Raw genomic sequence first — 14298 nt, 5'->3', positions numbered from 1 at the left:
AAAAGGGGGCGCCGAGCGTCCCCCTTCGTATCGATTCGACGGATATTATTCCTTGTTCTCTTCGTAACCTTTTTGGTGCTCTTTAGCTACTTCGGCTGCATCCTTCTTCGCCACGAACAAGTTTTGAATGCTGGACAGATGGACCTGTGCTGTACCTGGATTCATCGTGTTATCGAAGGCGAGATCCCCACCTTTAACTCCCTTGAACATTCCCAGAACTTCCATTGCCATATCGGAGTATCCAGCTGCTTTGAAATCGCCATCTACTTTCTGAGCGACGCCAACCGCACCTTTCACTGCGAATGCTTCTTTCGGGTAGTTCAACATGAAGTAGTTCAAGAAGTCTAACGTTTCATCCAGATGCTTGCTATCCTTGGATACCGCGAACGCACTACCTGGTGCAAGCATGAATTCGTCTGGGTTACCTTTGCCACCTACAGTCGGGAACTTGAAGACACCAACCTCGCCTTTCTCACCCACTGACGAAGTCTCGATGCCCCCCGTCGCCCAGCTACCCATGAAATACATGGCCGCTTTGCCTGTCTTGAATAGGTTCTCGCCCGCGTTGTAATCGAAGGAAGTCGCACCTTCCTGGAAGGCTCCCGCTTGAACGAGGGATTGGAACGCGTCAACCGCTTCAGTGAATGCTGGATCCTCGAACGTTTTCTTGCCATCAACCACATCTTTCAGGAAGCCAGGGCCGCCGTTCGTGCGAAGCAGCACGTTCATGAATAAAAATGAACCCGTCCATGAATCCTTCTCACCGATAGCCATCGGTTGGATTCCTTTCGCCTTGAGCTGTTTCACGACTTCGACCATTTCCTCGAATGTCGTCGGCACTTTGACGCCCGCTTGAGCGAACATTGCTTTATTGTAGTAAATAAGAGCGATATTATTGCCATCCGGCAATGCATATACATTATCGTTAAAAGTATAATAGTCGAGAATTCCTTCTTGGAATGTATCCTTAAGTCCGTTCTTGCCGAGCATCTCGTTCAGCGGAGCGAATAGATCAGCGTCTATGAAGGGTTGCATCTGAGCAGCTGGGTTGACGATTGTGATATCTGGAACTTCCTTCGAAGCTGCTTGCGTTTTTAGCTTCAGCTTCTGCTGATCCGTATTCAGAGAATCCAGTTCAATTTTCACATTAGAATGTTCAGCTTCGTATTGGGCAACGATCTTGCGGATCATACCGTATTTCGGGTCCGTCTGATCTGGATAAATGTTCTGGAAAGTGATCGTGATGTTTTCTTTGCTCGCGGCTTTACTAGCAGCTGGAGTTGAAGCCTTTGGTGAAGAAGCCCCTTCCTTACTATTATTGCCGTTATTGCCGGAAGATCCACATGCGGACAAGCTGACTGCGAGTATGCCTGCCATGACGGTACACATTACTTTTCTGCTCATCTTTTTCATTGTTTTATCCCCCTTGAGAATGTGATAACCACATTATGCGTCCAATTGTAAGCGCACACAATAAAGTAACTTAGGAGGAGATGTTTGTTTTTTCAAGATGTTGTCTAACTTTTATCGCCCTGGTTGTTTCATTACTAATAAAAATGGAAAAGCTATCAGCATTCGATAAACGCCGAGGTTTTTTGCTCGATCTACAATTGAAGAAAATGGATCCACAAACCACCATTCACCCTTTTTCGACAACTTTTTTATTAATCCTAGTAATTTTGTCGGAAAAGTGTTGACTCCGCTCCTTTGAGAGTGTACTATTCATTTTACTGGCACATGTCAGAAAATATAAAGTGGATAGAGAGAGGGGTACTCTGTATGAAAAGAACTAGCTTATTCTCATTACTACTCGCATTAACCGTGGTATTCCTAGCAGCTTGCGGTAACAACTCGAACTCTGCATCACCATCCGCATCTGCATCACCTTCAGAGTCAGCAGCAAGTACAGCATCATCTAGCCCTGCTGCTAAAAGCTCGCTTGATGATATTAAAGCTAGTGGCAAATTCAAAATAGGTACAGAAGGAACTTACGCTCCTTTTACTTATCATGATAAAGATGGCAAATTGACTGGGTTTGACGTAGAAATTGCAGAAGAGATTAGCAAACGTCTTGGTGTAGAGCCAGAATTTCTAGAGACACCTTGGGATGGTTTGATTGCTGGACTTGATGCTAAAAGATTTGACGTCGTATTTAATCAAGTATCGATTACAGACGATCGCAAACAAAAATATGATTTCTCCGAGCCTTACATCGTTTCCAAAGCGGTATTACTTGTCCATGAGGACAATACCGAAATCACAAAGCTTGCCGATCTTAAAGGCAAATCCGCTGCTCAGTCGTTAACAAGCAATCTGACTGTTATCGCAAAAGAGAATGGTGCAGAAATCGTAAATACGGATGGCTTTAACCAAGCGATCGATTTGTTACTTACAAAACGTGTAGATGCTACTATTAATGACGGCTTGTCCTACTTGGATCTGAAAAAACAGAAGCCAGATGTAAAAATTAAAGTGGTAGACGAAACGAAAGAAGCTTCCTACAGCGCAGCACTTTTCCGTAAAGAAAACGAAGAATTAATCACAGCCGTCAACGAAGCTCTTGCCGCTATGAAGAGCGATGGCACTTATCTTAAAATTTCCGAGAAATATTTCGGTACTGATGTTTCCAAATAATTAGAACAAAGGATGTCAGAGCGATGAACGATCGTCAAATAGAAATTTTACTCGACTCCTTCTGGCCCCTGCTTAAAGCAGGGGTTCTTTATACAATCCCCCTTACCTTAATTACATTTGCATTGGGCTTAACGCTAGCTATCATTACAGCGCTTGTCCGATTGTCCTCCTGGAAGATCCCCAAGCTGATTGCTAGCTTCTACGTATGGGTCATTCGGGGAACTCCGCTGTTGGTGCAGCTATTTATTATTTTCTACGGACTGCCTAGTGTAGGGATTACGCTTGATGTGTACACGACAGCCGTTATCGGGCTTTCGCTTAGCGTAGGTGCCTATTGCTCTGAAATCGTACGAGCAGCCATTTTGTCCATTCATAAGGGCCAATGGGAAGCGGCTCAATCGCTTGGGATGACCCGTTTGCAGACATTAAGACGTGTTATTTTGCCCCAAGCTGCGCGAGTATCCGTTCCTCCGCTCGGTAATGCCTTCATCAGTCTCGTTAAAGATACATCTCTAGTCGCTATCGTAACCTTTACTGACATGTTCAAGGTAGCACAACAAATTTCTGCCGTTACTTATGAGCCTATGGTTATCTTTTGCGAAGCTGCCGTCATCTACTTGGCGTTCAGCACCATCTTATCCACTTTACAAAATTACTTGGAGAAACGTCTCGAACGTTCCTCAGCCAGCTAAAGGAGACCGTGTAGATGATCGAAGTTCGCGGATTGCATAAATCATACGGTTCTCTGGAAGTGTTGAAGGGTGTCGATCTCACTCTCCAGAAGGGCCAGGTTCTTGTTATTATCGGTCCATCCGGATCAGGAAAAACGACACTCCTCCGATGCCTCAACCTTCTGGAAATGCCCGACAAGGGGTCGCTTAAGCTGGGGGAGAACACCTTCGAGTTCCAACAGCCCACTAAGATATCCCAGAAAGATATTGTCGCTCTTCGCCAAAATACGGGAATGGTGTTTCAATCCTTTAATCTATTCCCGCATATGACGGCTATCGAGAATATTATGGAAGCACAAGTAACCGTACAGAAGAAGCCCAAAGCTGAAGCACACAAACGCGCCGAAGCTCTGCTAGCCAAGGTCGGTCTTGCTGATAAAGCTAACTCCTATCCCCATAAGCTGTCGGGAGGACAACAGCAGCGGGTAGCCATTGCCCGAGCAATGGCTATTGATCCGGAAGTGCTGCTATTCGATGAGCCTACATCTGCACTTGATCCCGAGCTGGTCGGTGAAGTACTGAAGGTCATGAAGCAGCTAGCCGCAGAAGGGATGACAATGGCTATCGTAACTCACGAGATGAAATTCGCTGCAGACGTTGCTGACCAAGTCATCCTGATGGATAATGGTTTCATTATCGAACAAGGCTCACCGAATGAAGTATTTAATCATCCAAAGACCCCACGAGCCATACAATTTCTTAACCGCCTCAGTGGGCAGGTTGACGAATAACATATTAAAACAAAAGGCCGAGATATACTCCAATCGTTGGAGGATCTCGGTCTTTTGTTTAGCCATTGCTGGTCGCGCAAGACTACGATCGACTACAACCCGACCTCCGACGGAGAACCCACCCCATCGGAAGCCGCTGTAAGGATGAAGAGCCGCGATATACATTGTAATTAGCAAAAAATTACAATTGATTGTGGGGTTTGGTTGATGAAATCACGAGGAAGTACTAAGCGTACGTGGGCATTCGGCATTTTGGCTTTTCTGGCTTTAGCGATTGGAGCTTATGCCTTAATTCTCTATGGATCGCCAGACAGCTTACGGGAGCAAGAGTTTGTAACGGAAAAAGGGGAATTACCTGATCTGTGGTACATCGTCCTATGGGTGCATGCGGTCACCGCTGGGATAGCTATCGCTGTCGGCTGGCTTCAGTTTGCTAAGCGGCTTCGCAAAAGGGCTCCGGGCACACATCTCAAGATTGGCTATATTTATACCGCTATGATCATTGTTGGAGGTTTAACGGGTCTGTACTTAGCCTTCTATGCGAGTGGGGGTTGGATCGCCCAAGTCGGCTTCGGAACTCTTTCTGTTGCATCGCTATATACCCTCTTCCGCGGTTTGAGAAGCATCATCGTTATTCGTGATCCGATTGAGCATGGCCGATGGATGATAAGAAACTATGCACTCACTTGTGCGGGCATCACCCTCCGTATCTACACTCCGCTGGCGGGAGCCCTCTTAGGGCTGACAGATACGAACGATACTTTTATGGTTATCGCATGGTTGGCTTGGGTGCCGAATCTATTGCTAGCAGAGCTTATAATTAGAAGAAGATTACGTACAAGGGGCCGCTAATTGAAAAAACGGATATGTTTAACTTGTGTTTTAATACGGTCAACTCTTTTCTTCAGCCATCCTCTATGATCAGGTAATAAACTGATATTTAATATGGATGCTATTGTTTCAGCGACAGCTTCAATCGACATGTTCTCCGTAGCAATACGTTGCTGAAAAACATCATTGGATAATCCACTCAAACATCTATCTATTTGTTGTGCAGCCCACGAGTTTTTTCCTTCGCCCCTGCTTCGCAACCTTTTTTCTAAGACATCCCTTGATGCCCATAATGTAAAATGGTTGACCGTCACTCCACTTTTCCTTAACTCGCCTACAATTTCATCGAAAATGATCGGATCAACTACCGTCATGGGAACAATAATTATTCCGTCATACTTGCTATCTATATATTTCAATAGTGAATAATTAATCTCCCGCCACATAGGAAAGTTTTGAAAATCTCCCTTTGAAAGCTCCTTAGGCATGTTTCTACGAATAAAGTAGCCCGCATTCTCGGGATCATAGACAAAGGAATTTGGGATTCTTCTCTGTAATTCGAATGAAGTCTGTGTTTTTCCAGAACCGAATGCCCCATTGACCCAAATCATCATAGCTCTCTACATCCTTCTCCTAAAAAATCATTTGAAATACAAAAATTCACGTCCTTATCAGTGATGTTCCACTAAACAAGGACGTGAGCAATGATAGCTGCTTATCGGAAAGTATAGTTTGCTAATTTGCTAATTTTAACCGGAAATCGATTGATTTTTCTTATTCCGGCTATTCCAAGGTGTTCCGAGAAACGGAAGTGCCCAGCGGTCTAAACCGTACCATCCAGCTACTTTCCAGCCTAGCACGATCCAAGTTGCAAGGATGAACAGCAACGGATTAGTGCTCAAAGTACCTGCAAACAAGAAGCTCGCATTCATGAATGCACCGAAGAAAGCTGCAACGCCAGTCAATAGACCCAGAATAAGACCCAGACCTACAAGCACCTCACCGAATGCAACGAAATAGGAGAAAACCTTCGCATTAGGAAGCACCATATTTTCTAGGAATGATGCATACCAGCCCGTTACGTCCTTGCCGTCAGCGGCTTTACCTACTGCCCCTTTAACAAACCCTGTAAGCCCAGCCCCTGCATCGCTTCCAACCCATTTGTCACTCGTAACCTTATGTATACCTGCGTTCAGCCAAGCATACCCTAAGTACAGTCGAACAACCAACCATAATAGCCCCGATCTCGTGTTATTAAACAAGAAATTTGACACCGGGTTTTCGGGAATAATGATATTTTTCCCCTTCAATTCTTCTTTGATTGTCATTGATATCATCTCCATCTGATATGATTACGTACTACTCCATCATACAGATATATTAAGAACTGTAAATAGAATTGGGGATATTCGCCAAATAATTGGGTTATTTCGTCATTGTCTTGAGGTTAGGAAGAATTTAGATATAACAAGAAGGGCTTCTGTCGAAGGATGTCGAATATTGTATATTCACTTCGAAATAGACAGGGGAACTCTCATGTTTGGTTTTACGACTCATCCGATGATTTATCGCCCCCGTATTCCCTCCACCATTCTCGTGATTTGTTTTCTCGTTATCGCACTATTTCCAGTATCGTTCAGAGCGGTATGGGCTAAATCCCCCAACGATATCGTAAAGCCTAAGCAAATTTATACTTATGACATTATGACACGGGATATCCAAGCACTCGCGAATAAGTATCCCGATCTCATCCAATATCGTTCAGTCGGTAAAAGTGAATATAATCGCAACCTATGGGTAATCGAGGTCGGTCACGGACCGATAAATGTACTACTGAACGGCTCCCATCATGCACGTGAGTGGATTTCCACCATCCTTCTGATGGAAATGACGGAGCAAATTGCGATCAACGAATATAACGACGCGAAATGGGGGAATTACCAGATTCGTGATCTTCTTGAGCACATCACATTTCAGATCGTCCCCATGGTCAATCCCGATGGTGTGACGTTGCAGCAGAAAGGGCTAGCTGCTTTTCCGAAGCAAGACCATGCTGCGCTACTTAAGATGAACGGGAACAGCAGTAACTTCAAGCGCTGGAAGGCAAATGCCAAAGGGATAGACTTGAATCGACAGTACCCGGCTGACTGGGAAAACATTAAAAATCAAGCTCCTGCTCCCCATTACATGAATTACAAAGGGAAGACGCCGCTCCAGGCCAAGGAAGCAAAAGCCATGTTTGATCTGGCTTTAAGCGTAAAGCCTGCGATAGCCGTTTCCTATCATTCTTCTGGCGAAATTGTCTATTGGAATTACAAGACTCCCGCGGACCATTTGCAACGTGACCTCTCGCTTGCAACCACCTACTCGAACATGACGGGATATCGATTGATCAAGCCCGTGTCTCAACCATCCGGTGGAGGATTTACCGATTGGTTCATCCAAGAGTTTGGGCAGCCTGGCCTGACACCTGAGCTTAGCCCAGCTATTGGGGAACGAGACGTGCCTTATTCGAATTGGGACCGAATCTGGAAGCAGAATGAGGATGCCGCTTGGCTGTTCGGTACAACAGCAGTTATAAACGAAATGGATAAGCTACAGCCCCAAGAAGCAATCGGCTGGATCGAGCTACGGAAGGAAGCAACAGCCTATGAATATCCGGTGCTTAGCGTCAGAACGTTCGGAAAGCTGCCTATTGGAAACTATGAAATCACTCGTTCCAAAGGTGACTGGCTGGAGATCAAATCTGATGAAGGCCATCTCCGTTGGATATCGGATAGAAATAGCCGCAGGTTGTCCGCCGAAGAGATTGTAGTGCTTCTCGAGCTTTCTGTGAAAGAGCCTCAAGAAACAGAGGAACCCGAGCAATCTGCTGATCCGGTTCCTCCATCCGAAGTCGAAGTACGCTAATGACTTCAAGATCTATCCTATTATCTCGGTGTATAGAAGTTTTGAGTATATTGCCCATCGTAAATTCCTACTCCAAGCCGCTGTAAGTTATTGTTCAGCATATTTTTACGGTGTCCTGAGGAATTCAACCAACCGTTATAAACATCGAAAGCATTATCGTAGCCGGACGCAATATTTTCCGCAGCCGAGGAGTAAGATATCCCATTTGCTTTCATTCTGTCGAACGGGGATTGACCCTCAGGATTGGTATGATCGAAATAGTCCCTCTTGCTCATATCCTGACTATGTTTCCTTGCCGTGTCTGCTATTAGATCGTCCCACTCTAGTAAACCAATTCCATTCTTTTGACGAAATACATTGGTTAAATCAAATACTTGACGCTCATACGTGCTCGCTAATTGATTTCCCTTGGAATTATCATTATTATCGTTTGCACCTATGATGCCGGTCTTACTTCTGAGAAGGATCGCATCGACTTTATTATCATTGTAATTATCGAGGAAGTATTCGATCACCTCATTTGAACTGCTGTACCCATATCTCTTGACTTGTCCTATAGTTTCCCCAACTATTGCTGACAATTCGCTAGCTTTGATCCCATCTCTTATTCCAGCAGGAGAGTTCCAAGCTCCCTTCGCATTGGAAAATAGGGCAACTACCTTTCCATTGTGCATACCGATTTGAGCGTATTTTGCATAATTTCCATTGTAGATATACCAAGTGAATCCGTACCCGCTAGCCTCTTTACGTCCGGGTTCACCCATTCTCTCAATGATAGATTTTTCCGTATCTCCCAGGGCTACATCGAAGAGCTTTAATCCACTTTCTGAAAGAGCCCCCAGAGAGGGTAGCTTATCCTTAACGTTCTTAATAAATGTCACAGCTTCTGCACGTGTTAAAGAATCCTTTGCCCCGAAGCCTGTAACCGTATTTGAAGTTTTTCCTTTGGCCAAGCCTCTATCGAGTAAATACTGAATGGCCTCGTCTGCACTGACTTCTTTACCTGCTAAATACGCGATCAGAGTTGCAACCTCACCTCGGCTATACTTGTCTCCTTGTGAGCGATAAACCGGCCAATTTAATTTGTATGCCACCGTATAATAGGGATCGTACCACTTCTCCGATGCATTGAGATCAGGAAGAGTGATATCATCCGAGTAAGCCCGCAGTAGCATGACCAGAAACTCAGTTGAGGTCACTTGATCGTTCGGATGAAAGCTCCCTTTACCATCACCTTGGATGATTCCATTCGTTATAGCCCATTTAATATTATTGTAGCCCCAGTGTTGCGGCGACACATCCACAAATTCATCCTTTTGCATTACCCCTTCTGCTTGTATAACGTTAGTATTCATAGCTGATAGCAATACTGTGAATAGGAGTGCTGTTAGTACCTTATGCAAGTGCTTCATCTGATCATCTACTTTCACTTCTATTTTTACATTCTCTTCGTTTGCTCCCCTATTTATCGGATATCCCCTTTGTGAAGCTTAGTAAATTACGTCTTTTCACACTTAATTAAAATGAACTAAAGAGTTTATATCCGAATCAGGAGGGGATCGATATTCATGGGGAGAGACAGACTTACTTCCTGTTTGGGAGAATACGATACTGGAAGGCGTCAAAATCAGCGGGGAAGCTAATCAAATTCATAAACAGATGATGGAGCACCCTTTGGGTGCCCCATCATCTGTTTATCGTATATAAATCTCCAAAGACTGCTTGTTTCAATCCTTCTTACTCTCTTGAGCTACCATCTTCAGAAGAATCGTTACTGCCTCTGCCCTAGTTGCCTTATCATCGGGAGCAAATTTATTCGTACCTTTACCTGTGATTAGGCTAAGATTCTTCAATGCCGCTACCTGACCCTTCGCCCAGCTTGGAATGTCAGCGTCGTCCACGAAGTCGGTTACAATATTGTCTTCCACCTTCAGTACTAGCGCATTGGCGATCATCACGGCCATCTCTGTTCTTGTAATTTCGGCATTCGGACGGAAGCTACCATCCGAGTAACCTTTAACGACGCTCGATTGAACAGCTTGCTCTATCGCTTTCTGTGCCCATGTTCCAATCGTCGCCGAATCGGTGAACGTAATAAGCTTCGCAGCTTCCTCTTGCGGCTTCAACGCATTCATCAGCATAACCGCGAACTCTGCGCGAGTTACGGTAGCGTTCGGTTTAAACGTTCCGTCCGTATATCCTTTGACTATACCGCTGATTACCGCTTGCTTGATGCTGGCTTCAGCCCAGTGTTTCGCGATATCGCTAAATGTCGTGCTTGAGAATGGCTCTAGTACTGGCAATCCTGTTTGCTCATCTACGACAAGTAAGGCAAACTTCGTAAAGTGCTCAACCTCTGCGCTGATGCGGTTTTTACTAATCTTACCGCCATCCACCTTCACCCACGCTTTCTTCACTTCATCATAGTAGAAGATCGCCACGGTTTGGCCGCTCTTCAATTTCGACGGATCGAACATCATTGTGATCGTGACCATTTTATCGAAGTTTTCCGTGAAGTTTTTCAATACCTCGAATACCGAGCTCGCTAGAATCTCTCTATTGCTCAGTAAACCATGCGTGTTCAATACGTTCTCGATCGTGAGCTCCAGTTGCTTCTTCGAAGCATTGGCCGGAATGGAGATCTCGATTTCATTATTGAGGCTGACTTCACCTGCTCTACCTGCCGGAAGCGTGAGCTTGCCGTCCTTCGATGTAATGATACTCCAACCACCACCGCCACCAACTGAAGGAGTGGGTGCTGCTGCACGAGTGACGGTTGCCGTATAAGTCGTTTCGCTACCGTCCTGCGCGATGACGACAATCTTAATATTATTCATACCTACGTTTAGTGGAATTGGGCTACTGACTTGTCCACTTACCAGGTCGATCGGACCAAACACAAGCGTATTCCCACCATTATAGACGTTCGCGGTCACACTGCGATAGACAGCTTCTTGTACGGTGGCCGTCACAGTGGTGCTCGATACCATGTTAGGCACGCTCGCCCTATACGAATATACGCTTCCGCTCATCGATGGATCTAGCGTAATTCCGCTTAAGCTTAACGCACTCAAGCTCGCAAGTGGTGGTGCAACTGGCGTGACACTTGCCGAAGGCGCTGATGCCGCCGAGTCTCCTACAATATTCGCCGCCACGACAGTGAACGTATACGCCGTGCCATACGTTAAGCCTGTAACTGTGACTGGACTCGCAGTTGCGGAAATTCCCGTGAATCCTCCCGGACTGGATGTGATCTTATACTCCGTGATCGGATACTCGCCATCACTAGCTGGTGCGTCAAAGCCAACCGTCACCGTTCCATTAACTGCGGTCGCTGTTACATTCGTTGGCGCACCCGGCATAACAGACAATATATTGGTGAATTGATACCCCTCATCAGAAGCATGGGTTTTCGCTGGAGAAGGATCATAAGCTATTATTGTCATTGCACCACTACGGTTGAGAAATGCCATATCTCCCACTGTTGTTGAAACCCCTTTAACAATCACTCTCGTTAATGAGTTTTCAAAAAATGCACCTTGATAAAATGCTAAAATCCCAATGTTCATTACACTCTTAGGGATCGTCACACCCGCTAATCGGTTAAGAAAAAATGCACGGTTGCCTATACTTGTTACACCTTCCGATAACGTCACACTTGTTATTGGGTTATATTCGAATGCTCCATCGCCTATGGCACCGTTTGGGATCGTCACATTTGTTAATTGGTTACCACTAAATGAATAATCTCCTATACTCGTTACACTGTTCGGGATTGTCACATTTGTTAATAGGTTACTACGAAATGCATAATCTTCTATTCTTGTTACACTGTCCGGGATCGTCACATTTGTTAATTGGTTACCATAAAATGCATAGTCGTCTATTCTCGTTACGCTGTTCGGGATCTCCACACTTGTTAAATCGTTATCACTAAATGCACCACTGTATATACGCTTTACACCGTTCGGAATCGTCACACTCGTTAATCCCATACCTTTAAATGCATTTGCCCCTATTGAGACTACAGGATATCCATCTAATTCAGCGGGAATATTAACCACACTACTTCCGGTATAACCTGTAATGATCGCCCAACTCACACCATCTAATTTGTACTCAAAATCTCCAAACTTTTGTGCTTGCGCTTCCCGAACACTGCCTCCTGACCATGTACCAAGCGTAATTAAAGCCAGGGTGAGTAGACAAATCATTAACTTCCTATTACCTGGCAAGCTTCTTTGCAGCATATCCCTTCAACCTCCACATTATTTTTAACTTAAGAACCGTAGTTGTTCAGCGAGATGAGCAGAATACCTGAGATCACCACAATGAAGCCCCCGATTTTCGGAAACAGTCCAACAGTCCAGCAGACAGCTAGCTTCATGGATTGTCTCAGTTGTTCTAACCACTTAATTGCCCAGTTTCCTCCATTTTAAAATACTTTAATTTATTAAGCATACCCACTTACTTTTGTGTATTCTATTATCCGAAAGTAGAGAAATAGTCGAATTCAGGTATACTTTCGTTCTCCTCATGGATAAAAAAAGAAGACAAGCTCTCTCCTACGAGAAAACTTGTCTCCTTACGATCATTATGTTTATTTCAAGTGGCTGTTAATCAGCTGCGTTCGATAATAAAAGGGATTAAACCCCACACCTTTTCCTGATGGCATTGCTCCCGGCACACCGTCGGCTTCCAGTAAGGGACGGATAATTAATTTCACTGGCCAAACGTTATTTTCGAATAAAGCATGACGCAATACGTCCCTATCCGCTTCAGGAATATCAATATTTTGCAATGCTTCTCTTAATTTCGTTTGTGTAATGTCCCATAATAGGTTCTCCTCAATTGAATAAGCCTCCGACAAGGCTTCCATAATCGAAGCTAGATTGACTTGCGTGCCGAGGGATTGGATGTAGAAAACGAGTTTTTCCAACGTTTCGTTATATAAGCTATTGGAATATCCCGGTCTGATATGATAACCAGGGTCCTGAATCTGATGCTTATCTAAATACGGCTGGTGTAAGCGCACAGAATCATGATCCCTAAACAATAAACCAACAACCTTGTTGTTCTTCAAAACTAGGCAGCAATTTTGACCATGAATTTCAGGTACAATGCCGACTTTAAGCAATCTCATCGTAATCTCATAGAACATTGCAGTCATTTCGGCATAGAAGTGGACCACGGCCTCTTTTGATAGATTTTCTCCTAAGATTTCTGTTAGAAAATGATTGCCATTCAGCACTCCTCCTAGAGAAGCCATCGGAATAATTTTATAGCCCTCTTCCATAATCTCTTTCGGGTAAATCCGAACCTGCGCGGCCAAATGACGTGGATGATCGTCGAACAGCCCCATGGATGGAGGCATATATCCCCACCAATGCTTCTCTTCACATAAGAAGACTTTGCCGGCAAGCGAGCTATCGCATGCGACTGCCTGACGAAACATTTTCTCTCCTACAATCCCGTTCATTAATTTCACAACTGGCAAATATCTGGCCGCTCCTAATGATTTCACGCTAATTGGCAGCTTTAGCATGAATGTCGAAGCATCGGGCTGTGCTAATGATCGCATCGAAGACGTCGCAAGAAAGTCACCTACCTGAGAATCCAGAATGATAATGGTTTTGTCTGCAATTTCCTTCTTGAAATCTGGCTCTATTTTATTCTTGAGTTGCCACGGATGAACAGGAATTATCGTGTATTTGCGTTTGGAGATTCTCTTATAAGCGAGTTCTATCTCTAGGATCGTCCTTTGCTGATCGTTCAGCACGTCTAGAGCGTCTATCTCCTCTTCTGAGCACCCTTTCATAACCGAATCGTTACGGATGGCCACCCAATGTAAAGCAGTCTTCATCCCAAATTCGGCCATATAATTCTCATAATCCTGCGGTGTAAAACCGATTTTCGCCTTGGACATCGGATGAAATGGTCGGTCGCGCAAAGAGGCAATCCTCTCACCCTTCACGTACCAATCGTAAGCCGTTTTCGGTGTTAAAGTAAGATGGGCTGGCGCCCGTTCCAGACTAAGCTCCATCTGCTGAATCGCTACATCCAGCCCTTCCAGAAAGTCCACCACGCCCGGATGCGCATAGGCCTCATCAGATAAGGCATCACGCAACACAACTTGACTGAGTTCGATGGGTGAACGAACTTCAACCCAGTTATCCTCTACTTTCCTATAGATGGACGAATTGGACACCCATTGATGACCTTGTCTATAGCTTGCTTCAATGAGAAAGCATATCTCACCCACATAAATACTTAAGTCACGATCCTCGCATTCGGGATAAAGATGTTGTGCAAGCCTTGGCTCTGCCGAAAGCTTCCTTGTCGTATGAGCATCGATATTTAGAAGCTGCTCTGCCAGCAATGCATCCATTAAATCCTTCATAATTCGCCATTCGGCGGATCTACTCTGGGGTTTCGTTATTAATCTGTTCATCCTGATCTCC

General features: G+C 44.8%; 11 protein-coding genes. 5 read left to right on the top strand and 6 right to left on the bottom strand.

Going from position 1 to position 14298, the window contains the following annotated elements:
- Positions 1–45 precede the first annotated feature (45 nt).
- Complete coding sequence (locus M1K58_RS19410) at positions 46–1413, bottom strand: extracellular solute-binding protein (protein ID WP_256760532.1); 1368 nt, start codon at positions 1411–1413, stop codon at positions 46–48.
- 366 nt (positions 1414–1779) lie between these two features.
- Between M1K58_RS19410 and M1K58_RS19405 the strand changes: the two genes are divergently transcribed.
- The 4 genes from M1K58_RS19405 (at position 1780) to M1K58_RS19390 (ending at position 4948) form a co-directional block, all read left to right on the top strand.
- Positions 1780–2634: an amino acid ABC transporter substrate-binding protein gene (locus M1K58_RS19405; protein ID WP_256760531.1), complete on the top strand. Its 855-nt coding sequence runs from the start codon at positions 1780–1782 to the stop codon at positions 2632–2634.
- A gap of 23 nt (positions 2635–2657) precedes the next feature.
- Complete coding sequence (locus M1K58_RS19400) at positions 2658–3326, top strand: amino acid ABC transporter permease (protein ID WP_256760530.1); 669 nt, start codon at positions 2658–2660, stop codon at positions 3324–3326.
- 14 nt (positions 3327–3340) lie between these two features.
- Positions 3341–4096: an amino acid ABC transporter ATP-binding protein gene (locus M1K58_RS19395; protein ID WP_256760529.1), complete on the top strand. Its 756-nt coding sequence runs from the start codon at positions 3341–3343 to the stop codon at positions 4094–4096.
- A 207-nt stretch (positions 4097–4303) separates the two neighbouring features.
- On the top strand, positions 4304–4948 hold the full coding sequence (locus M1K58_RS19390) for a DUF2306 domain-containing protein (protein WP_256760528.1): 645 nt from the start codon (positions 4304–4306) through the stop codon (positions 4946–4948).
- Here the strand turns inward: M1K58_RS19390 and M1K58_RS19385 are convergent.
- Both M1K58_RS19385 and M1K58_RS19380 read right to left on the bottom strand, forming a co-directional pair.
- Complete coding sequence (locus tag M1K58_RS19385) at positions 4945–5541, bottom strand: AAA family ATPase (RefSeq protein ID WP_256760527.1); 597 nt, start codon at positions 5539–5541, stop codon at positions 4945–4947. The two genes, M1K58_RS19390 and M1K58_RS19385, sit on opposite strands and share 4 nt — an antisense overlap.
- Before the next feature lie 135 nt (positions 5542–5676).
- Entirely contained in the window at positions 5677–6255 is a 579-nt protein-coding gene (locus M1K58_RS19380; RefSeq protein ID WP_256760526.1) for a DoxX family membrane protein, read from the bottom strand.
- Positions 6256–6463: 208 nt separating this feature from the next.
- On the opposite strand from M1K58_RS19380, the gene M1K58_RS19375 reads away from it, so the two are divergent.
- Positions 6464–7837 carry a M14 family zinc carboxypeptidase gene (locus tag M1K58_RS19375; protein WP_256760525.1) on the top strand — a complete coding sequence of 458 codons (1374 nt, stop codon included), beginning with the start codon at positions 6464–6466 and terminating at the stop codon, positions 7835–7837.
- Positions 7838–7857: 20 nt separating this feature from the next.
- On the opposite strand, the gene M1K58_RS19370 is transcribed toward M1K58_RS19375, so the two are convergent.
- The 3 genes from M1K58_RS19370 to M1K58_RS19360 form a co-directional block, all read right to left on the bottom strand.
- Positions 7858–9249, bottom strand: a complete 1392-nt coding sequence (locus tag M1K58_RS19370; RefSeq protein WP_256760524.1) for a CAP domain-containing protein — start codon at positions 9247–9249, stop codon at positions 7858–7860.
- 315 nt (positions 9250–9564) lie between these two features.
- Entirely contained in the window at positions 9565–12087 is a 2523-nt protein-coding gene (locus tag M1K58_RS19365; RefSeq protein ID WP_256760523.1) for a leucine-rich repeat protein, read from the bottom strand.
- Between the two features lie 350 nt (positions 12088–12437).
- Complete coding sequence (locus M1K58_RS19360) at positions 12438–14288, bottom strand: IucA/IucC family protein (RefSeq protein WP_256760522.1); 1851 nt, start codon at positions 14286–14288, stop codon at positions 12438–12440.
- Positions 14289–14298: the final 10 nt, after the last annotated feature.

The sequence above is a fragment of the Cohnella sp. WQ 127256 genome, assembly GCF_024519285.1.
Taxonomy (GTDB): domain Bacteria; phylum Bacillota; class Bacilli; order Paenibacillales; family Paenibacillaceae; genus Cohnella.
This window is presented reverse-complemented; position numbering and strand designations above follow the sequence as displayed.